The sequence below is a fragment of the Streptomyces sp. cg36 genome (assembly GCF_041080675.1).
In the GTDB taxonomy this organism is placed as follows: Bacteria; Actinomycetota; Actinomycetes; order Streptomycetales; family Streptomycetaceae; genus Streptomyces.
This window is the reverse complement of record NZ_CP163520.1, coordinates 7,038,771-7,060,007: the sequence shown is the minus strand read 5'-3', so window position 1 is coordinate 7,060,007 and position 21,237 is coordinate 7,038,771. Positions and strand designations below refer to the sequence as shown.

At 73.1% G+C, this 21,237-nt stretch carries 16 protein-coding genes; 8 read left to right on the top strand and 8 right to left on the bottom strand.

What is annotated here, in order from left to right; genetic code table 11:
- The first annotated feature begins 305 nt into the window (after positions 1 to 305).
- A complete protein-coding gene (locus tag AB5J87_RS31480) occupies positions 306 to 1,691 on the top strand; it encodes a family 2B encapsulin nanocompartment shell protein (protein WP_369381604.1) in 1,386 nt (461 codons plus the stop codon).
- Positions 1,678 to 3,117: a SufS family cysteine desulfurase gene (locus AB5J87_RS31475; RefSeq protein WP_369381602.1), complete on the top strand. Its 1,440-nt coding sequence runs from the start codon at positions 1,678 to 1,680 to the stop codon at positions 3,115 to 3,117. Before AB5J87_RS31480 ends, AB5J87_RS31475 begins: the two co-directional genes overlap by 14 nt.
- Positions 3,118 to 3,226: 109 nt before the next feature.
- Here AB5J87_RS31475 and AB5J87_RS31470 read toward each other — a convergent pair whose 3' ends face one another.
- A complete protein-coding gene (locus AB5J87_RS31470) occupies positions 3,227 to 3,706 on the bottom strand; it encodes a two-component system response regulator (RefSeq protein ID WP_369381601.1) in 480 nt (159 codons plus the stop codon).
- Positions 3,707 to 4,027: 321 nt separating this feature from the next.
- Between AB5J87_RS31470 and AB5J87_RS31465 the strand changes: the two genes are divergently transcribed.
- The 5 genes from AB5J87_RS31465 (at position 4,028) to AB5J87_RS31445 (ending at position 7,607) form a co-directional block, all read left to right on the top strand.
- Positions 4,028 to 4,816: a uracil-DNA glycosylase gene (locus AB5J87_RS31465; protein ID WP_369381600.1), complete on the top strand. Its 789-nt coding sequence runs from the start codon at positions 4,028 to 4,030 to the stop codon at positions 4,814 to 4,816.
- Positions 4,817 to 4,898: 82 nt separating this feature from the next.
- Positions 4,899 to 5,288 (top strand): SH3 domain-containing protein, encoded by a 390-nt coding sequence (locus AB5J87_RS31460; protein ID WP_369381598.1) that lies wholly within the window; start codon positions 4,899 to 4,901, stop codon positions 5,286 to 5,288.
- Positions 5,289 to 5,414: 126 nt separating this feature from the next.
- Entirely contained in the window at positions 5,415 to 6,335 is a 921-nt protein-coding gene (locus AB5J87_RS31455) for an NADP-dependent oxidoreductase (RefSeq protein ID WP_369381595.1), read from the top strand.
- A complete protein-coding gene (locus tag AB5J87_RS31450) occupies positions 6,332 to 7,057 on the top strand; it encodes a GNAT family N-acetyltransferase (RefSeq protein ID WP_369381593.1) in 726 nt (241 codons plus the stop codon). The genes AB5J87_RS31455 and AB5J87_RS31450 overlap by 4 nt, the downstream gene beginning before the upstream one ends.
- Before the next feature lie 115 nt (positions 7,058 to 7,172).
- Complete coding sequence (locus AB5J87_RS31445; protein ID WP_369381590.1) at positions 7,173 to 7,607, top strand: anti-sigma factor antagonist; 435 nt, start codon at positions 7,173 to 7,175, stop codon at positions 7,605 to 7,607.
- Here the strand turns inward: AB5J87_RS31445 and AB5J87_RS31440 are convergent.
- From AB5J87_RS31440 to AB5J87_RS31415, 6 genes are all read right to left on the bottom strand, one after another.
- Entirely contained in the window at positions 7,570 to 10,617 is a 3,048-nt protein-coding gene (locus AB5J87_RS31440; protein WP_369381588.1) for an alpha-mannosidase, read from the bottom strand. The genes AB5J87_RS31445 and AB5J87_RS31440 overlap by 38 nt on opposite strands.
- Positions 10,618 to 10,660: 43 nt before the next feature.
- Positions 10,661 to 12,724, bottom strand: coding sequence for an endo-beta-N-acetylglucosaminidase (locus AB5J87_RS31435; protein ID WP_369381586.1), 2,064 nt, complete (start codon positions 12,722 to 12,724; stop codon positions 10,661 to 10,663).
- A gap of 178 nt (positions 12,725 to 12,902) precedes the next feature.
- Complete coding sequence (locus tag AB5J87_RS31430) at positions 12,903 to 14,174, bottom strand: glycosyl hydrolase (RefSeq protein ID WP_369381583.1); 1,272 nt, start codon at positions 14,172 to 14,174, stop codon at positions 12,903 to 12,905.
- A 52-nt stretch (positions 14,175 to 14,226) separates the two neighbouring features.
- Positions 14,227 to 15,084, bottom strand: coding sequence for a carbohydrate ABC transporter permease (locus tag AB5J87_RS31425; RefSeq protein WP_369383727.1), 858 nt, complete (start codon positions 15,082 to 15,084; stop codon positions 14,227 to 14,229).
- A 50-nt stretch (positions 15,085 to 15,134) separates the two neighbouring features.
- Positions 15,135 to 16,106 carry a carbohydrate ABC transporter permease gene (locus AB5J87_RS31420; protein ID WP_369381581.1) on the bottom strand — a complete coding sequence of 324 codons (972 nt, stop codon included), beginning with the start codon at positions 16,104 to 16,106 and terminating at the stop codon, positions 15,135 to 15,137.
- Between the two features lie 7 nt (positions 16,107 to 16,113).
- Positions 16,114 to 17,400, bottom strand: coding sequence for an ABC transporter substrate-binding protein (locus tag AB5J87_RS31415; RefSeq protein WP_369381578.1), 1,287 nt, complete (start codon positions 17,398 to 17,400; stop codon positions 16,114 to 16,116).
- A gap of 386 nt (positions 17,401 to 17,786) precedes the next feature.
- Between AB5J87_RS31415 and AB5J87_RS31410 the strand changes: the two genes are divergently transcribed.
- A complete protein-coding gene (locus AB5J87_RS31410; protein ID WP_369383726.1) occupies positions 17,787 to 18,800 on the top strand; it encodes a LacI family DNA-binding transcriptional regulator in 1,014 nt (337 codons plus the stop codon).
- On the opposite strand, the gene AB5J87_RS31405 is transcribed toward AB5J87_RS31410, so the two are convergent.
- Complete coding sequence (locus tag AB5J87_RS31405) at positions 18,787 to 20,901, bottom strand: SpoIIE family protein phosphatase (RefSeq protein ID WP_369381576.1); 2,115 nt, start codon at positions 20,899 to 20,901, stop codon at positions 18,787 to 18,789. The genes AB5J87_RS31410 and AB5J87_RS31405 overlap by 14 nt on opposite strands.
- Positions 20,902 to 21,237: the final 336 nt, after the last annotated feature.

The window sequence follows — 21,237 nt, the reverse complement described above, 5'->3', positions numbered from 1 at the left end:
TCAGGAGCCCATAGCCTCACCATTGGGTCATATCGCGCCTTTTCCGGGCGAGTTGAATTACTTTCAATAAAACCCGGAAAAGACTCCCGGTCGCGCCCGGTCCGGTTTCACCAGGTGGAACGGCGACAGAATGACCACTTCCATTCCAGTCGAATATTGCTTGAATGGATGAGTTCAGGCCGGTCGTCCCATCCCCCCGGCAATTGACGTCTTGTGGGCTCCCCCCGGCCGAGCCGACGATCGGTCCTCGTTCCTGTGCGGCATTCGCTGCGGCGGCTGTCACGCATGTCTTCGAGGAGGTTCCTGTGAACGACCGGATGTCTCTCGGCCCGGATGCGGCACGGCAACTCGCGAACGCCACCAAGACCACCCCGCAGATGCGCGGCATCACCCCGCGCTACCTCCTGCGGGCGCTGCCCTGGGTCGACGTCGAGTCGGGCGTCTACCGGGTCAACCGCCGCCGGACCTTCGTCCTGGGCGACGACCGGATCACCACCTTCGCCGACAACGACGGCACCCACCACGTCGTCCCCGGCGACCTGCGCGAACTGCCCTACCTCCGCGACGCCGACGACGCGCTCCTCACCGAACTGGGCGGTGCCTTCAGCGAAGTGACCTTCGAGGCCGGACAGGTGCTGGTGCAGAGCGGCGACCCGGCCGACCGGCTGTGGGTGATCGTGCGCGGCCGGGCCGAGAAGCGCATGACCGGCCGCTACGGCGAGGAGGCGCTGCTCGAAGTCATCGGCGACGGCCAGTTCTTCGACCTCGCCGCCTGGACCCGCTCCGAGCCGATGCCCTACCGCGTGCAGGCGCTCACGCCCGGCGTCGCGCTGGTCGCCGAGCGCTCGGCGCTGGCCGCCCTGACCGACCGCGACGCGGGCGTGCGGGCGGCGATGGACGACTTCGCGGCCGGGAACCACATGGTGCCGGGTGCCGAGGTGCCGGTGGACCTCGCCTCCGGCCACGTCGGCGAACCGGACCTGCCGGGCACCTTCGTCGACTACGAGGACGCGCCGCGCGAGTACCACATGACGCTCGCGCAGACCGTGCTGCGCGTGCACACCCGGGTGGCCGACCTCTACAACGGCCCCATCGACCAGACCCGGGCCCAGTCCAACCTGACCGTCCAGGCGCTGCGCGAGCGGCAGGAGGCGGCGCTGCTCAACCATCCGGAGTTCGGCCTCTTCAACAACGTCCCGGCGGGCCAGCGCGTCCAGTCGCGCACCGGCTCGCCCACCCCGGACGACCTCGACGAGCTGCTCGCCAAGGTCTGGAAGCAGCCCGCCTACTTCCTGGCCCACCCCCGGGCGATCGCCGCGTTCGGCCGGGAATGTACCCGGCGGGGCGTGCCCCCGGTCACCGACAGCCGGTTCGGCAGCCCGCTGCTCACCTGGCGCGGGGTCCCGCTGCTCCCCTCCGACAAGGTGCGCTTCGCGGGCGGCGTCGGCACCGGGACCACCGAGATCCTGCTGATGCGGACGGGCGAGGCCGAGCAGGGCGTGGTGGGCCTGCGCCCGGCGAAGATCCAGGACGAGGTCGAACCCGGCCTGGCGATGCGGGACATGGGCACGGACCAGAAGGGCATCACCTCGTACCTGATGACCGCGTACTTCAACACGGCTGTCCTGGTCGAGGACGCCGTCGCCGTGCTCCAGAACGTCGAGGTGTCCAACTACCATGACTATTCCTGACCTCACCCGGCTCGGGCTCCAGCCGGACCGGTCGGCGCCGCCGGCTCCCCCGGCCGCCGCGCCCCCGCCCCCGCCCCCGGCGCCGCCGGTCACCGCCACCGCCTCCCCGGCCGCCGCTCCCCCGCCGCCCGGCGTCTCCGTCCCGACCCCCGGCCAGCCCCTCGTGCCGGAGCAGCCCGGACTGCCCGGGCGGCCCGCAGTGCCGGGGGCGTACTCGGCGGAGACGGCCCGCCAGGACTTCCCGATCCTGCACCGGACGGTCAACGGCCGCCCGCTGGTGTGGCTGGACAACGGGGCCACCACCCAGAAGCCGCGCCAGGTCATCGAGGCGCTCGCCGCGTACTACAGCGCCGCCAACTCCAACATCCACCGGGGCGCGCACACCATGGCGCGCGAGGCCACCGAGGCGTACGAGGCGGGGCGCGCGGCGGTCGCCGCGTTCCTGGGGGCGCCCGCCCCCGAGAGCATCGTCTTCACGCGCGGCACCACCGAGGCGGTCAACCTGGTCGCCCAGAGCTGGGGCCGCGACAACCTGGGCCCCGGGGACGACATCCTGGTGCCCGTCCTCGAACACCACTCCAACATCGTCCCCTGGCAGCTGATCGCCAAGGAGACCGGGGCGCGGGTGGTCCCGGTGCCGCTGACGCCGGAGGGGGAGATCGACCAGTTCTCGTACGGGGACCTGCTTTCCTCCCGGACCCAGCTGGTCGCGCTCAGCCACGCCTCCAATGTGCTGGGCACGGTCCCGCCGGTGCGGGAGATGACCGCGCTCGCGCACCGTTACGGGGCGAAGGTGCTGGTGGACGGCGCGCAGTCGGTCGCCCACTTCCCGGTCGACGTGACGGATCTGGACGCGGACTTCTACGCGTTCTCCGGGCACAAGCTGTTCGCCCCCACTGGCATCGGCGCCCTGTACGCCAAGCCGGAGGTCCTGGAGTCGATGCGGCCCTGGCAGGGCGGCGGCAACATGATCGAGTCGGTGGACTTCGGCCGGACGACGTTCGCCCCGGTCCCGCACCGCCTGGAGGCCGGCACCGGCAACATCGGCGGGGTGATCGGGCTGCTCGCGGCGCTCGACTGGCTCGGCTCCTTCGACCGCGACGCCGTCGCCGCCTACGAGGAAGGGCTGCTGCGCTACGCCCAGCAGGCCCTCGCCACGGTCCCCGGGCTGGACCTGATAGGCGCCGCGCCCGACCGGATCGCGGTGCTGACGTTCACCCTGGCGGGGTTCGACCCGGCGACGGTCGCGGACTGGCTGGACCGGGACGGCATCGCCATCCGCGCCGGGCACCACTGCGCCCAGCCGGCGCTCGCCCACTACGGGCTGGAGTCGGCTGCGCGTGCCTCGCTGGCGATGTACAACACCTCGGAGGAGGTCGATCAACTGGTGGCTTCGCTACGGCAGTTGCGGCAGACGGCCGGCTGACATCCATGACGTGACCGTTGAAGTGACAGATGAGAACTGACGGATGAGAACTGACAGAGGAGAGGTGACGGACGAGAGGTGACGGACGAGAGGTGACGGACGACAGATTTCAACGTCTGTCGTCCGTCACCCGTATCGCCCGCACCGGCGGCCGATGGGCCTGCGACGGCACCCTGGACACCGACGGCAGCGGCGCCCCCAGCGCGTCGAGGCGGCGCCGCAGGGTCTGGTTCTCCACATAGAGGTCGGCCAGGGCCCGGATCTTGGAGCGCAGGGCCCAGGGGTCCACCGGCTTCACCAGGAAGTCCGCGACGCCCAGCCGGTAGGCGCGGGCCGCCAGGTCGTCGTCCCGGCCGATGCCGGTGACCAGGACGACCGGCAGACAGCGGGTGTGGTCCAGCCGCCGGAGGTAGTCGACGACCTCCAGGCCGTCCATCTTCGGCATCAGCACGTCGAGCAGGATCACCGCTATGCCGCCGCGCAGCACGGTCTTCAGCGCCTCGTCACCGCTGCGGGCGCAGACGATCGGCCGGCCCACGGGACGCAACAAGCTCTCCATCGCGAAGAGGTTGTCCTCACGGTCGTCCACCACAAGGATCTTCCACGAACCGTCCACGTCCCAACCACACTCCCCGGCAGCCGGACTTTCACAGTAGTGCGGACCGGGGCGGGGCGCAGGAGGCCCCCGGTACCTGCCAACGGCATCTGCACCCGTCTCCGGCCCCCTCCCCGCCGGGCGGGCCGCCGTCTACGGGCGTCCGCCAGCGCAAACGGAAGGCCCCCGAACCGCCCTCCGTACGCCTCGGCCCGCGCGGGAGAAATATTTCGGCCGGTTGTCACTCCCCTTTTTGGCTGTTCTGTATGCATGGCAGAGGGAGCGGAGCGGGTCCGGCGCGCCTAGCGTGAGGGCATGGACAAGACGCGCCGGGCAGCGCGGGCGGCGGGGAGCGCGGATCCGGAGGATCCCGGCTTCCCCGCGCACCGGGCGCCCGCCTGCCGCACCCTCGCCGGACTCGACGCCGAGGTGGTGGAGTGCCGTGCCTGCCCCAGGCTGGTGGCCTGGCGCGAGGAGGTCGCGGCGGTCAAGCGGGCCGCCTTCCGGGACGAGGAGTACTGGGGGCGTCCGGTGCCCGGCTTCGGCCCCTCCGACGCGGCCCTCGCGATCGTGGGCCTGGCCCCGGCCGCGCACGGCGCCAACCGCACCGGCCGGATGTTCACCGGCGACCCTTCCGGCGACGTCCTGTTCGCCGTGCTGCACGAGGTGGGTATCGCCTCCCGCCCGGAGTCGGCGCACGCCGGTGACGGGATGCGGCTGCGGGGCGTACGGATGGCAGCGCCGGTGCGCTGCGCGCCGCCGCAGAACAGGCCGACGCCGCTGGAGCGCGACACCTGCCGCCCGTGGCTGGCGGCCGAACTCGGCCTGCTGGGACCGGGGTTGCGCACGGTCGTGGTGCTCGGCGCGTTCGGCTGGCAGGCGCTGTTCCCGGTGCTGGAGAGCGCGGGCTGGAGCGTGCCGCGCCCCCGGCCGAAGTTCGGGCACGCGGTCCGGGTGACGCTGGCGGGCGCGGCGGACGGGCGCGGCCCGCTGAACGTGCTGGGCTGCTACCACCCGAGTCGGCGCAACACCGCGACCGGACGGCTGACGCGCGCGATGCTGGCCGACGTCTTCCGGGAGGCGGCCCGGCTCTCGGGCCTGTGAGGCCGCTCGACATCGCGTCCGGGGCGGACCGGGTGTGTCATGGAAGGGACGCACAGGGGCGGGAGCGACGAAAGGAGCCGGTATGCGCACCGGACGGATACGTCGAGCGACCGCCGCGGCCCTGCTGTCGTGCGGTCTCGCCGTGGGCGGCTTCGCCGCCACCGCGGCGGCGGCCCCGGCACACGACGACGGCCACGGCAACCGCTGGGACCACTCGGACCACTGGGACCACCACGGCCGCGACGGCGTGTGGGGCACGGTGACCTCCCGGATCGAGCTGAACGTCCGGGACAACCCGAGCCTGAACGCGGGCGTGGTCGTCAGTCTGAGCCCGGGGAGCCAGGACCGGATCGAGTGCAGGACGTGGGGTTCCGACGTCAACGGGACCTCTTGGTGGTACTGGCTGAGCGGCGCCCGCGGCTGGGCCAGCGCCGCCTACCTGCAGGCGGACGGAGACGTCTCCCCGTGCTGAACGCACCTCGCACCGCGCTGACCTGCACGGAAGCCGAGCGTTGCAGCCTCGTGAACAGAGTGCACGCCCGGGAATAGCGTCGCGTGCCCGGACCTTGGAGCTGCTGAGAGAGCGAGGAGACAGCAGATGCCCAAGGCGTACGCGTACACCCGGCACGGCGGGCCCGGGACCGAGGCGTTCATCGAGGTGGACCGGCCCGTGCCGGGCCCCGGTGAGCTGCTGGTCGAGGTCCGGGCCGCCGGTGTCAACCCGGTCGACTGGAAGCTGCGCAATGGTCTTCGCAGGCCGGGGGCGGCCGAGGCGGAGTTCCCGGCCGTCTTCGGCAGCGAGATCGCCGGCGTCGTGGCGGAGCCGGGCCCCGGTGTCACGGGGTTCGCCGCCGGGGAGGCGGTCTTCGGCAATCCGGTGGGTGGCGGTTACGCGCAGTACGCACTGCTGCCGGTGTCCCTGGCCGCCCGCAAGCCGGACGCGCTGGCGTTCACGGACGCGGCGACCCTGCCGGTCGCGGCGGCGACCGCCCATGACGCGGTGCGCCAGCTGGCGCTGCCCGCCGGAGCGACCCTGCTGATCAACGGTGTGGGCGGCGGGGTCGGTGTGGCCGCCGCCCAGATCGCGCGCTCGCTCGGGGTGCGGGTGGTGGGCACCGCGAGCGCGGCCAAGAAGGAGTTCGTGGAGGAGCTGGGCGCGGTCCACGTGCCCTCCGGCGAGGAGGGACTGGCCGAGCGCGTACGGGCCGCGGCGCCCGCGGGTGTCGACGCGGCCCTGGACCTCGTGGGCGGCCCGGCGCTGGAGGCCGTGGCCGCGCTCGTGGATCCCGCGCGCCTGGTCACGGCGGCCGACCCGGCCGCGGCGGCCCGGCTCGGCGCGTCCCCGGTCCGGCGGGCCCGCACCGTCGAGGTGCTGGACGCGGTGGCCCGCCTGGTGGTGGACGGGACGCTGCGCCCGTACGTCACCGCCACGTATCCGCTGGAGCGGGCGGCCGAGGCGCTGCGCGCGGTCGAGGCCGGGCATGTGCGCGGCAAGGTCGTCATCGAGGTGGCGACATGAGCGCACCGCACCCGCTGGACAACCCGGCGCGCACGTCGCTGCTCGGGCCGCACGCCCACTTCGCGGAGCGGTTCGGGCGCATCCTGCGCTATCCGCCCGAGGTGACGCCGTGGCTGGCGCTCCCGGACGAGCCGGGGCCCGAGGACTGGGCGGAGCTGGCGGAACTGGCCGGGCCCGGGGGCGAGGTGCCGCTGCTGGGCATGAGCCATCTGCCGCCGCCCGGCTGGGAGTTGACGTTCGAGGCGGACGGCGTCCAGCTGGTGGACGACGGGGTGGCCGCGGCGCCGTTCGCGGAGGCGGTGCCGCTGGGGGCCGCCGACGTGCCGGAGATGCTGGCGCTGGTGGAGCGGACCCGGCCGGGCCCGTTCCTGCCGCGCACCGTCGAACTGGGCACCTATCTGGGGGTGCGCCGGGACGGGGTGCTGGTGGCGATGGCGGGCGAGCGGCTGCACCCGCCCGGCTGGACCGAGATCAGCGCGGTCTGCACCGACGACGCGTTCCGCGGCCAGGGCCTCGCGACCAGTCTGATCCTGGCGGTCGCGGCGAACATCAAGGACCGCGGCGAGCGCCCCTTCCTGCACACGGGGGCGCGGAACACCAACGCGGTCCGGCTCTACGAGTCGCTGGGTTTCCGGCTGCGCCGGACCACCCGGTTCATGTCGGCCCGGGTCCCGGCGGACGAACTGGCAAGCGCCAGTACATCCGTTCACTCGATCGAGTGATGAAACGGTCGTGTGAATTGTTTCTGCACATCCGGGTCTCCCCCGAGCCTCTACGGTGCTCCTTGGCCGCCCCAGCCCCCGGCCGCCAAGCCGCCACTGCCTCGGGGGGAGAGCCATGCACTCGGAAGAACACATCGACGACTCGCGAAAACTCCTGCCCAGCCCGCGCCACCGCGCCGAGCGGCCCTTCCTCCGGGTCCGTGCCGTCCGGGGCGTGACCGTGGTCGAGCTGCGCGGCGAGATCGACATCCACGCCGTGCAGCTCCTCCAGCCCCGCCTCGACGTGCTGACCGCGCAGGGGCTGCCCGGTCTCGCCGTCGACCTGCGGCGCATCACGTTCCTGGACTGCTCGGGGCTCGCCCTGCTCGTACGTACCCATCGCCGGGTGACCGGGCGGGGCAGCCCGTGGGGGCTGGTCTGCGAGGACCCCTTCACGCTGCGGATCATCCGCATCACGGGCCTCACCGGCCTCCTGGGGCCCGCTCCCACCCTGGAGCGGGCCCTGGACGGGTTCAGCCTCGCGCACCGCTCCGCGACAGCCGCAGAGTGACCAGCTGGAACGGCCGCAGGGTCAACTCGACCGCGCCGTCGACCAGTTCGACCCCGGGGGCCTCCTCACCGAGCAGCTCACGCTCCAGCAGGTCGGTGGCCAGCACCCCGCTCGCCCCGAAGCCCGGCACCACCCGGGCCCGCGCCCGGCCGCCGCGCGACTCGTACAGCCGGACCACCACGTCGCCCCCGGCGTCGTCGGCCAGCTTCACCGCGCTGACCACCACCGCGTCGTTGTCGACCGACACCAGCGGCGCCACCTCGCCCGCGCCCGGCACCCGCCGCTCCGGCAGATTGACGCGGTAGCCCTCGCGGACCGCGTCGCCGATGGCGGCGCCGGGCGCCAGGGCGTGCCGGAAGCGGTGGACGCCCTGGTCGGTCTGCGGGTCGGGGAAGCGCGGGGCGCGCAGCAGCGAGACCCGGACCGTGGTCGTCGTCCCGGCGCCCTCGGCCGCCCCGCGCACCGTACGCGTCACATCGTGTCCATACGTCGAGTCGTTGACCAGGGCGACGCCCCAGCCCGGCTCCTCCAGGTGCACGAACCGGTGGTTGCACGCCTCGAACTTGGCCGCCTCCCAGCTGGTGTTGGTGTGGGTGGGGCGGTGGAAGTGGCCGAACTGGGTCTCCGAGGCGTACCGCTCGGCGTGCACGTCCAGCGGGAACGCGGCCTTGAGGAACTTCTCCGTCTCGTGCCAGTCCACCTCGGTGTCGATGTCGAGCCGCTTGGCGTCCGGCGGGAGGCTCAGGACCTGGACGACCTTGGACGCGCCGAAGCTCCGGGCGATCCGCACGGCCGCGGCGCCGCCGTCCTCCACCGCCACCAGCTCGTCGACCTCCGTCAGATCGGTCACCGTGTTGCGGTAGAACGCGTCCACGTCCCAGGCGTCCCACATGTTCGGGAAGTCGGGGTGGATCTGGAGCAGGTTGGCGGCCCGGCCGGGGGCGACGCTCTCGCGCCCGGCCGCCAGGTCGTACGCGGAAACCACCAGGCCGCGCGCGTCGATCTCCACCCTCAGCAGCCCGTTGTCCAGGACGAAGCCGCCGCCCTCGCGCGGCGCGGCCCGGCTCGCGCCCCGGCGCGCGGGCACACAGGCCCCGCCCGCGGCGACGCCGTCGCGCGCGTGGGGCGCGGAGTTGAAGACGAGGGTGCCCTCGCCCGGCCCGGCCAGCGCACGCTGGGCGGCCTCGACGATCGCGGTCAGCTCCCGGGCCACCTCGGTGTAGGTCCGCTCCGCCTCCCGGTGCACCCAGGCGATGGACGAACCGGGCAGGATGTCGTGGAACTGGTGCAGCAGCACCGTCTTCCAGACGCGGTCCAACTGCTCGTACGGATAGGGGAATCCGGCCCGTACGGCCGCTGTCGCCGCCCACAGTTCGGCCTCGCGCAGCAGGTGCTCGCTGCGCCGGTTGCCCTGCTTGGTCTTCGCCTGGCTGGTGAGGGTCGCGCGGTGCAGCTCCAGATAGAGCTCGCCCACCCACACCGGCGGGTTCGGGTACTCCGCCTGCGCCTTGGTGAAGAACTCGGCCGGGCTCTCCCAGGCCACCGTGGCCGAGCCGTCCAGGTCGCGCAGCCGGGCCGCCTTGGCGACCATCTCCCGGGTGGTGCCGCCGCCCCCGTCGCCCCAGCCGGTCGGGGCCAGCGAGTGCCGGGCCACGCCCTTGTCCTTGAAGTTCCGCGCGGCGTGGGCGATCTCGCTGCCCTTCATCGAGCAGTTGTAGGTGTCGACGGGCGGGAAGTGGGTGAAGATCCGGGTCCCGTCGATGCCCTCCCACTGGAAGGTGTGGTGCGGGAACTTGTTGGTCTGGCTCCAGGAGATCTTCTGGGTGAGCAGCCACTTGGCCCCCGCCGCCTTGATGATCTGCGGCAGACCGGCGGCGAAGCCGAAGGTGTCCGGCAGCCACGCCTCGTCGTTCTCGATGCCGAACTCGTCCAGGAAGAACCGCTTGCCGTGCACGAACTGACGGGCCATCGCCTCCGAGCCCGGCATGTTGGTGTCCGACTCCACCCACATGCCGCCCGCCGGCACGAACCGCCCGTCGGACACGGCCTTCTTCACGCGCGCGTAGACCTCGGGGCGGTGCTCCTTGATCCAGGCGAACTGCTGCGCCTGCGACATGGTGAACACGAAGTCCGGCTCGTCCTCCAGGAGCGCCGTCATGTTCGACGTCGTACGCGCCACCTTGCGCACGGTCTCGCGCAGCGGCCACAGCCACGCCGAGTCGATGTGTGCGTGCCCCACCGCGCTGATCCGGTGGGCGGTCGGCCCGGCGGGCACGGCCAGCACCCCGGCCAGCTCGGCGCGGGCCGCCGCCGCGCTGCCGCCCACGTCCTGGAGGTCCACCGCGTCCAGCGCCCGGCCGACGGCCCGCAGGACGTCCCAGCGCCGCGCGCCCTCCACCGGCAGCTCCTGCATCAGCTCGCCCAGCACCTCCAGGTCGAGCACGAGCTGCCACACCGTCTCGTCGAAGACGGCCAGGTCCATCCGGGCCAGCCGGTACTGCGGCTCGCCCCCGGCGGTGTCCTTGTCGCCGAGAGTGGTGGGCACGAAGGGGTGGTAGTCGAGGATGACCGGGTTGGAGGCGGCCTCGATGTGCAGCCGGACCTCCTCGCCGCCCGCCACGGGCGCGCCGATCCGCACCCACTGGTTGCGCGGGTTGAGGCCCTTCACCGGGGTGCCGTCGGGCCGGTAGACCAGGCCCTCGCACTGGAAGCCCGGCATGTTCTCGTCGAAGCCGAGGTCCAGGAGCGCCTCCACGGTCCTCCCGGCCCACTCGGCCGGCACGGTCCCCGTCACCCGGAACCAGCTGGTGCCCCACGGCGCGCCCCAGGCGTCCCCGACCGCGATCGGCTCGGGGACGCCCGCCAGCCCCTCGGCGACCGGGACGGGCTCGCCCGGCGCATGCCAGACCGCCACTTCCAGCGGGACGGATTCGGGGTACACGGCGGGTCGGATGCGCTCGTCGAGGACGCGCCGAAGGCGGGCTTCGACCAGGCTGCGGTCGTCATGCATGAGGGTCTGCTCCGTGAGGTCGAGGGTCGAGCGGGGTGCGGTACTACCAGGGGTGGAGGACGGTGGCCGGGCGGGAGGCCGTGTAGATCTCGTCCACGGCCCGGATCTCCAACCGGGCCGCCGGTTCCGCTCCTTCCGGCTTCACCGCGGGAACGAAGAAGGCATTCCCGCACGTTCCCCCGAGGAAGCGGCGGCTTTGGTCGGGCAGCACCCGGTGCAGCTCGTAGTGGCGCACCGGGCCGTGCGCCCGCCGCCAGGCCAGGCGCAGCGCGGTGCCCCCCGGCCCGGTCGCGGCGGCGGTGACGCGCGGGGCGGTGGGCGCGGACGGGACCGGTCGGGCGCCGTCGCGCACCGCGAGCGCGCCGAGCCGCCAGCTGGCGCGCCCCTGCGCGGTGAGGCGCACGCCGAGGGCGTGGACGGTGCCGGACAGCTGGTGGGTGCGCAGGGTCGCGGTGGTCCACCCAGCGCCGCCCGCCCGCAGGGTGCCCGCGGGCAGGTAGGTGTACGGGACGGGGTCGCCGGGCCGGGCGGGCTCGCGCAGGGCGACCGCGAGTTCCACGGTCACCGTGCCCGCGTCGGCGCGGTGGGTGAGCTCCACGACCGTGGACCTGGTCAGCGGCAGCCGGGTGGCGTGGAGGCCGACGGTGGCCGGGGCGTCGAAGTCGCCGTCGACCAGCAGGCTGGAGCCGCCGCGCCAGGCGTCCGCGAAGTCCAGGGTCACGGCGGGCCGGCGGCCCTCGGTGCGCACCACCCAGCGGCGGCCGGGCAGCCGGTCCTGGAGGCCGAGGTGGTTCCACTCGTCCGGGGAGGTCACCCGGCCCCCGTCGTACCAGCGCAGCCCGTGCCCGGTGTTGAAGGAGCAGGCGAACGGCAGCCGGTCCACGGTGGAGCGGTCGGCGACGACGGTCGCCGGGGCGCGCCAGCCGTCGGTGTCGGGCTGCGCGGGGTCGAGCGAGCCGCCGGTCCAGAACCGGTCGTCGGCCGCGTGGAACTGGCCCGGGGTGCGCCCGGCGGGCAGCTGGTTGCGGGTCCACTCGGGCCGGTAGAACCCGTAGGAGACGACGTGGTCGCCGTCGCGCGGGACGATGGCGTCCCAGTCCACCGGGCTGTTCCAGCCGCGCGCCTCGACGTCGACGCCCGCCCACAGCTCGTACGGACCGCGGCCGAGGCGGCGCGCCCGCTCGGCGGAGGACGCCAGGCCCGGGCGCGTCCAGCGGAAGTCCACGAACATCGAGTCGGCGCTGCGGAAGAAGTCCTGGTTCTGCTCGTCCAGTTGGCCCTGCCAGCCCACCTGTCCGCCGACGGTCATCGCGTCGTACCAGGTCAGCCGGAGCCCGGCCGCGGCGCTGCGGGCCTTGAGCGCCCTGACGAAGGCGAGCACCTCGGCGCCGAGCGCCGCGTCGCCGCCGTCGGTCTCGCAGTTGAGGAACCATCCGTCGAAGCCGTACGCGGTGGCGACCTCGACGAGTCGGGCGGCGAGCGGGAAGCGGCCGAGCGCGTCGCGCCGCACCAGGTCGCGGGTCCAGCGCAGTTCGCCGCCCCAGGCCGTGGGCGGCAGGAAGACGGTGCCGAGGACCGGCACGCCGTTGCGGTGGGCGGCGTCCACGACGGGGGCGTTGGGCGCCAGGATCAGCCCCTCCCCCGCCGAACCGCCCCAGAAGACCAGCTCGTCGAGGTAGGCCCAGTGGGTGAGGGCGTAGTAGTCGGCGGTGGCCGCGCCCTGGGAGGGGTTGCCCGCGGTGTGGTCGAAGGAGACCAGCGACTGGATGCGGGCCCGGCCCGAACGCGCGGTCGTGTTCACCGGCACGGGTGTGAAGCGGGCGGCCAGCGGCACGGTGGCGGCGTTGAAGGCGAGGTCCTCGTCGTCCTCGGCCCGCCATGCCGCCAGGCTGCGCCAGGTGATCCCCGGCCCGGGTGTTCCGGCGGGTGGGGAGTCGGGATACCAGTAGGAGGCGTACGGCTGGAGGTCACGGGCCCCCGGCCCGCCCCGGGAGGCGGCCCGGGCACCCCCGGCCGCCACCACGACACCGGCACCGGCCGCCGCGCCCGCCAGGACGACGGCGCGCCGGGAGGGACGAGAGGAATGACGAGAGGAATACGGACTCACAGATTCGCTCCGTTTCGGATCGGGGCCCCTCCACCGGGCGGGGCTGAAACGCCCCTGCTGGGGGCTGGACGGGGCGGAAACGTGCCTGCTCATGGCTGGACGGGGCGGAAACGTGCCTGCTCAGGGGCGGGGGCAGGGGCGGGCACCCGGACTCACCGGCCCGCTCGGGCACACCACCTCACCCACCCGTCCGAGCGCCCGAGCTCACCGCACTCGGTTCCACCACTTCGGTGATCCCCCGCAGGGCCAGGTGCTCCTTGTCCGCCGCCCGGCCGGCCAGCACGGTCGTGGGCCGGACCCCGTCCGCGGTGAGGCGTGCGAACGCCTCGAACACGGGTCCCCCGGGCGCGCACACCGACCGCCGGGGCGCCATCTCCTCGTCGCCGACATCGACGACGAGCGCGGTCGTACGGGGCGCGGGCCGGTGCTCGCGCCCCCGCCACGCCTCGGCGAGCCGGGCCACCGCCGCGCCCGCCGGTTTGATCCGCCGGCCGCTGGTCAACAGGCCGAGGCTGTACTCCAGTTCGGGGAAGTCGGCCAGCGAGCGGTCGACGTCGTGGGAGCACCACCACGTCACGCCCCACACGTCCGGGCAGTCCAGCGCCGCCGCCACGGTCGCCTCGGTGAAGGCCGCCGCGTGCTCGGCGGGGATCAGCGGCGCGGGCGCGCCGACCTCCTGGAGCCACACCGGCCGACCGGGGTCGTCGGCCCACGCCTTGGACAGCTCGATGAGGTAGGCGGCGTGGTGCTCGGTGGCCGTGCCCGTGCGTCCGTGCGCCTGGGCCGTGCCGTTGAACACCCAGGAGTGCACGCTGGTCATGGCGCCGCGCCGGGCGGCCTGCGCGGGGGTGAAGGGCTGGTCGTCCTGGTACCAGGCGGCGTCGTACCCGGCGTGCACATGGGGCAGTCCGGGCGCGCCCTCCTCGCACGCGGCGAGCAGCCGCCCCAGCCAGCGGTCGGCCTGGGCGGGGGTGATCCGGTCGGGGTCGGGGTGCGGCCCGGCCGCGAACTGGTTGAACTCGTTGCCGAGCGTCATCCCGAGGAAGTTGGGCCGCTCGGCGAGCGCGGCGGCCAGGGTGCGCAGCAGTTCGGCCTGGCCGTCGACGACCTGGGGGTCGGTGAACAGGCTGCGGCGGTGCCAGGTCTGGGTCCAGGCGGGCAGGAAGTCGAAGCTGGACAGATGGCCCTGGAGCCCGTCGACGCCGACGTCGAGGCCGCGTTCGCCCGCCGCGTCCACGAGCTGGACCAGCTGCTCCACGGCGCGCGGGCGGATCAGGGTGCGGTTGGGCTGGAAGTACGGCCACACCGGGAAGACCCGGATGTGGTCGAGGCCGAGCGCGGCGATGGAGTCGAGGTCGGCGCGCACCTCGTCCAGGTCGAAGTCGAGCCAGTGGTGGAACCAGCCGTGGCTGGGGGTGTAGTTGGCGCCGAAGCGCACGGCAGAAGGCATGCGGTTCCGTTCTGTGGACGTGCCGGGAGCGCGGCGGGGGGGGAGCGGTGGGTCAGCCCTTGACGGCGCCCTCGCCGACGCCGCGGAAGAAGTAACGCTGCAGGCAGGCGAAGAGCACGATGAGCGGGGCCACGGCGATCACCGTTCCGGCGGCGACCAGCCGCTCGTCGTTGGCGAACGTGCCGTGCAGGTAGTTGAGGCCGATGGTGAGGGTGAAGCGGTCCGGGTCGCTGAGGACGATCAGCGGCCACAGGAAGTCGTCCCAGGCGCCCATGAACGCGAAGATCGCGACGACGGCGAGGGTGCCCTTGACGGCGGGCAGGGCGATCCGCAGATAGCGCTGCCAGGCGTTGGCGCCGTCCACGTAGGCGGCTTCCTCGATCTCGTACGGCAGGTTGAGGAAGGCGTTGCGCATCAGCAGGACGTTCATGGCGCCGATGCAGCCCGGCAGCAGGACGGCGATCAGGGTGTTGTTGAGGCCGAGGTCCCGCATGGTGGTGAACTGGGCGATGATGATGCCCTCGACGGGGACCAGCATGGCCAGGATGAACGCGAGGGTGGCCGCGCGCCGGCCCCGGAAGCGGAGCCTGGCCAGCGCGTATCCGGCGAGCGAGGCGCCGACGCAGTTGGTGACCACGTTGGCGGCGGCGACCTTCAGCGAGTTCAGGGCGTAGTCCCAGACCGGGATGGTGTCGGCCACGCGCGTGTAGTTGCCGAAGGTGGGGTGCTCGGGCAGGAACCGGGGCGGGGAGCTGAAGATGTCCTCCTGCGGCCCCTTGAGCGAGGTGGACAGCTGCCAGACGAACGGGCCCACGGTGAGCGCCAGGACCGCGAGGAGCAGGGCGTAGCGCAGGACGAGCTGCCGGCCGGGGACGCGGCGGCCCTCGGCGTCGACGACGCCCTTGCGCACGGCGCGGCGCCCGGCGGCGGGCTTCCCGGTGGTTTCGTCGGTCGCGGTGCTCACGCGTCCTCCTTGCGGTCGGCGCGCAGTACGAGCAGCATCAGCGCGACGGTGACGACGAAGACGACCACGGAGATCGCCGAGGCGTAGCCGACCCGGCCGGTGAGGCCGGTGCCGGTGCGCTGGACGAGCATCACCAAGGTGGTGTCCTCGCCCGCCGGGCCGCCGCTGGGGCCCGCCATCAGATAGACCTCGGAGAACACCTTGAAGGCCGAGACCGAGGAGAGCGCGGCGACCAGGACCATGGTGGAGCGGACGGCGGGGACGGTGACGGTGAAGAAGCGGCGCACCGCCCCGGCCCCGTCCACGGCGGCGGCCTCGTGGAGTTCGCGCGGCACGTTGGCCAGCGCCGCCAAGTAAATGATCATGTAGTAGCCGAGGCCCTTCCAGACCGTGACGGCCATCGCGCTGCCGAGCAGCAGCCACTGGTCGCTGAGGAAGCCGACCTTGCCGACGCCCACCGCCTCCAGTACCGAGTTGATCAGCCCCCGGTCGTCGAGCATCCACACCCAGATCAGCCCGACCACCACGATGGAGGCGACGACCGGGGTGTAGAACGCGGCCCGGAAGAAGGCGATGCCGGGGATGTGCCGCTGCACCAGCAGCGCGAGCAGCAGCGGCAGTACGACCAGGGCGGGGACCACGCCGAGCACGTACAGCGTGCTGTTGCGCAGCCCGGTCCAGAACATGTCGTCGTGCCACAGCTCGCGGAAGTTGGCCAGGCCCACGTAGTGGCCGGGCACCAGGGTGCGGCGGTCGGTGAAGGAGTTCAGCACGGTGCTGACGAAGGGGTAGAGGCTGAACGCACCGACGATCAGCAGTCCGGGTGCCGCGAACAGCCAGGGGCTGGTGGGCAGATGGCGCCGGACGGTACGGGTCCGGCGGCCGGGGCCGCGGTCGGGGGCCGGGGCCGCGGCGCCCGGCGCGGTGGCGCCGGACGCGTCGGCGCGGGAGGCGGTGGGGCTGGTCATGGAGGGCTCAGCTCTGCTTCAGCAGCCGGTCACACGCCTTGACAGCGTTGTCAAGCGCTTCCTTGGGGCCCTCCTTGCCCTGGAGCGCCTTGGCCACCTCGTTGCGCAGCTCGGTCTTCATCTGCTCGCTGAACAGCACCGGAGTGTAATTCACCGCCGTCTTCAGGGACTTGGCGGCGGCGATCCGCACCCGGGTCTCGTCGGTGCCGTCCTCCTTGGTGAAGTACGGGTCGTCGAGCGAGCCCGCGGTGCTGGGGAAGATGGCGACCTTCTTGGCGAACTCCATCTGGTGGGTCGCGTCGGTCACGAAGTGGGCGAAGGCGACGGCCGCGGGCTTCTGCTTGGACTTGGAGTTCACCATGACGCCCATGACGTACATGTTGGCCTTGCCGGTGCTGGAGATCTGGTCGGTGATCCCGATGTTCTTGTAGAGCGTCGGGGCCTGCTTCTTGAAGTTGGCGAGGTCGAGGGCGCTGCCGGGGTTCATGGACACCGACTCGGTGAGGAACTTGTGGCCCGCCGACTCGGGGGTGGCGGTGAGCGCCTGCGGGTCGAGCGCCTTGGCGTCGTACAACTCCTTGTACTTGGTGAGCAGTTCGACCCCCTTGGCGTCGTTGAACGCGAAGCCGTCACCGCTCTTGTTCATCAGCTCGACGCCGTAGCGGCCGAAGTCCTCGACGGTCGGGACGTTGGCGAAGGTGGCGATCTTCCCGTTGCTCTGCCGGGCCATGCTCAGCCCGTCGGCGAAGACCTCCTCGTACGTCTTCGGGGGCTTCTCCGCGTCCAGCCCGGCGTCCTTGAACAGGCGCTTGTTGTAGAACAGCGGCCCGGTGTTGAGGTACCAGGGGAAGGCGTACGTGCCCTGCGTGCCCGGTATCCGGTGGCTGTCCCAGGCGCCCGGCAGGTACTCCTTGCGGTAGTCGGCCGCCGCCTTGTCGAGGTCCAGCGCGAGACCGGCCTTGGCCAGCGGGGCGACCAGGTCGGGCGAGACGTTGACGACGTCGGGCAGGGTGCCGCCGGCCGCGTCGGCGCTGATCTTGTCGGCGTACCCCTCGGCGGGCCGGTCGACCCACTTCACCTCGGTGCCCGGGTACTTCTTCTGGAAGTCGGCGATCAGCCCGTTGAAGTAGTCCTTGAAGTTCGCCTGGAGGTTCCAGGTCTGGAAGGTGATCTTCCCTTCGACCTTGCCGGACGCGTCGGAGGAACCGGAGTCGGAGTCGCTGGAGCAGGCGCTCAGCGGCAGGACGGCGGCGAGGACGGCGGCAGCGGCGAGTGCCCTGCGTGAGGTACGCACGGTGAACGGCTCCTTTGCTCGGACCAGGCGTGCGGATGGCGGCGGCCGGCCTCGCACCGGACCCCGGGACGTGCTCCCGGAAAGACGCGGTGCCGGCTGGTCATGGACGCAGACTTTGGTGTGCGTTTTGGCAAGAAGTCAATAGCCGGGGCGAGTTGAGGAACGTTCTTGCAGGTCAGCGAGGTGAAACAGAAGGGTTGCGGCGATCCACTAATGCGCTTTAGAGTCAAACGACTCAAGCGCATTAGTACACTCGGGCATTCACACGGCAGCAGACCGGATCCACGCGGACCGGATCCACCGGGAAAGGGGCACGGGTGACTCAGGGCCCGCCGTCCGGCAAGGACACGACTCCACCCCGGCGCACCCCCGCGCGCCGCCCGACGATGAAGGACATCGCCCAGCGGGCCGGGGTGTCCGAGAGCGCCGTCTCGTTCGCGCTCAACGACCGGCCCGGGGTCTCGGAGGTCACCCGCGACCGGGTCCGCCGGGTCGCCGAACAGCTGGGCTGGCAGCCGAACCGGGCGGCGCGGGCGCTCTCCGGCGAGGGCGCGGCGACGGTCGGCCTGGTGGTGGCCCGCCCGGCCGCGACCCTGGGCGTCGACTCGTTCTTCCTCCAGCTGATCTCCGGCGTCCAGGAAGTGCTGGCGGACCGTCAGCTCGGTCTGCTCTTCCAGGTGGTGGAGGACGTGCGGGCCGAGTGCGCGGTCTACCGGCGCTGGTGGGCCGAGCACCGGGTGGACGGCGTCCTGGTGGTGGACCCGCGCACCGACGACCCGCGCCCGGAGCTGCTGGACGAGCTGGGGCTGCCCGGCGTCGTCATCGGCGGGCTGCCCGACGCGCATCCGCACCTGTCCCAGGTGCGCGCCGACGACACCGCCGCGATGGCCGCGGTGGTGGGACGGCTGTACGAGCTGGGGCACCGCCGGATCGTGCACATCGCCGGGCTCGCCTCGCTCGCCCACACCGAGCGCCGCATCCGCTCGCTGCGCGCCGAGGCCGGGCGGCGCGGGCTGTCCGGGGTCCGCTCGGTGACCACCGACTACTCGGACACCGAGGGCGCGGCGGTCACCCGCCGGGTGCTCGGCTCCGCCGCCCCGCCCACCGCCCTGGTCTACGACAACGACGTGATGGCCGCCGCGGGCGCCGCCGTGGCGGCGGGGCTCGGGTTCTCGGTGCCGGGCGAGGTGTCGATCGTGTCGTGGGAGGACTCGGTGCTGTGCCGGATGGTCCATCCCTGGCTGACGGCGCTGTCCCGGGACACCGTGGCCTTCGGACGGCTGGCCGCGCGGGAGCTGACCGCGCTGCTCGACGGCGGCACCGCCCGGTCGGTGCCGATGCCGCTGCCCGCGCTGATCGAGCGCGAGAGCACCGCTCCCCCGCCGCTCAGCCGGGCCTGAGCAGCAGCAGCGCCACGTCGTCGGTGCGCCCCTGGGTCTCCTGCACATGGCGTACGAGACGGTCGGCGACCGCCTCCAGCGGGCGGTCGCCGACGGCCGCGAGCCGGTCGGCCACCGCCGCCAGGGACTCGTCGAGATCGACGCCCGCGACCTCGATCAGCCCGTCGGTGTACAGCGCGAGGACGGAGCCGGGCGGCAGCGGGACCTCGGTGGTCGGATAGACCGCGTCCGCCTGGATGCCGAGCAGCGGCCCGCCCGCCAGGTCGAGCGCGCGCACCGCGCCGCCGGGCTCGCGCAGCAGCGGCTGCGGATGCCCGGCGCGGGCCAGCAGGGCCCGGCCGCGCCCGGTGTCCAAGTGCAGGTAGATGCAGCTGGCGAAGCGCTCGGCGGCGAGGTCGACCAGCAGCCGGTTGGTGGACTCCATGACCCGGCCGGGCGTCTGGCCGACCGCGGTGTACGCGCGCACGGCGGTGCGGACCTGGCCCATCAGGCCCGCCGCCGTCACGTTGTGGCCCTGGACGTCCCCGATGACGGCGGCGGCGGCGCTGCCGACCGGGAGCAGGTCGTAGAAGTCGCCGCCGATGTCCATGCCCTGGGTGCCGGGCAGATAGCGGGCGGCGACCTCCAGTCCGGGCAGTGACGGCAGGGTGTGCGGCAGCAGGGCCTCCTGGAGGCCGTGGGCGAGCCGGTGCTTGGCGTCGTAGAGGCGGGCCCGCTCCAGGGCCTGGGCGATCAGCCCGCCCACGCTGGTCAGCACCGCGCGCTCCTCGGCGGTGAAGGCGTGCGGCTCGGCGTAGCCGAGGACGCAGGTCCCCACGGGCCGGCCGGAGGCGATCAGCGGCAGATAGGCCCAGGCGGCCATGCCGTCGGGGGTGGCGTAGCGCGCCGGGTAGACCCGCTCCAGCTGCGGGCGCGACTCGAAGAACGCCGGTACGCCGCCGAGCAGCGCACGGGCGCCCGGGGTCTGGGCGCTCAGCGGCATCCCGTCGAAGCGCTCGATGAGCGAGGGGTCCTCGTAGCCGCGCTGGCCCAGGACGTGCAGCCGCCCGGCGGAGGAGCCCAGCATCACCAGGGTGCGGCTGCCGACGGCGGGCATGATCTCGTCGGCGACCAGGTCGATCACATCGCGCACCCCCACCGCCTCGGTGAGGGCGCTGGCCAGGCTGAGCACGTGCGAGATGGTCACCAGCCGGCCGGGGCCCTCGCCCGGGTCCCGCGGCGGGCGGCCCGGGTGGGACGAGGCCCGGGCCCGGGTGATGCGCACGGTGAGCCCGGTGGTGCTGGGGTAGAGCCGGAAGGAGAGCCAGTCGCCGGGCGGGCGCAGCGCCACGAACGAGGTGATCTGCTGGCTGAGCAGCGCCGCCCGGTAGCGGTCCTCGTACATCGGGTCGTTCAGCCAGGGCAGGGTGGCCCAGGGCGTGGTGCCCACGAGCCGGGCCACCGGGACGCCGAGCAGATCGCCGCAGGCCCCGTTGGCGTAGGTGACGCGCCCGTCCAGGTCCAGGGCGCACAGCCCGTACGGGACGCGCGCGGCCATCCGGCTCGCCTCGGCGGGGTCGCCCGCGAGCGGCTCGGGGGCGCGCGCGGTGGGTTCGGGCCGTACCGGGCGCCCGCGCGCCGCCGCCCACTCCATGTACTCGGCCAGCCGGTCGCAGCCCGCGGTGAGCCTCTCCCGCTCGTGGCGGGAGAGGTCCGGCGGGTGCGAGCCGGGCCAGGTGACGTACACCGCCCCGTGGACGGCGTCCGCGGTCGCCACCGGGAACGCGGCCAGGGCGAACGGATACGGCAGCACCACCGCGATCCGGGGGTAGCGCCCGGCCATCTCCTCCTCGCCGCCGACCCAGACCACCCGGCGCTCGCGGACCGCGTCGGCGACCGGGATCGGGGAGGCCACCGCCACCCGTTCCCAGGGCGCGGCGAAGACCCGGGGCAGCCCGGCCATCGCCGTCATGACCAGCACGTTCTCGCCGCGGTCAAGGATGTAGACGGCGCCGGAGTGGGCCTGGACGTCGTCCAGCATCCCGGTCAGCACCCGGGTGAGCACGGCCTGGTGCGGGGGCGCCCGGTCGGCCGGCGGGCCGGGCGCGGCCCGGTCGGGCATGCGGACACCTCCTGCCCGGTCGCGCACGTGACAGCTCTGCGCTCTCCAGGCTGCCCGGTCGGGGCCGTCCCCGCACGGCGAGCCCGCCGGGCCCCCGGCCGGGGGCCCGGCGGACGACAGCCGACCGGGGGACAGCACGGCGCAGCCGACGGCGATTCGTACGGAAGATCCGTCCGCCTCCGTTATAAATCGGACGAAATAACTGATGGACCGTCGGATCGGAAGCGAGGTCCGGGCGTGGGACGAATACCCCGGTGGCGGGCACAGCGGCCGTCGCGGCCACGGGACTTGACCTTCGATCGGGCCAACTACTTCTGGCCCGCGGCCTCGTTCACC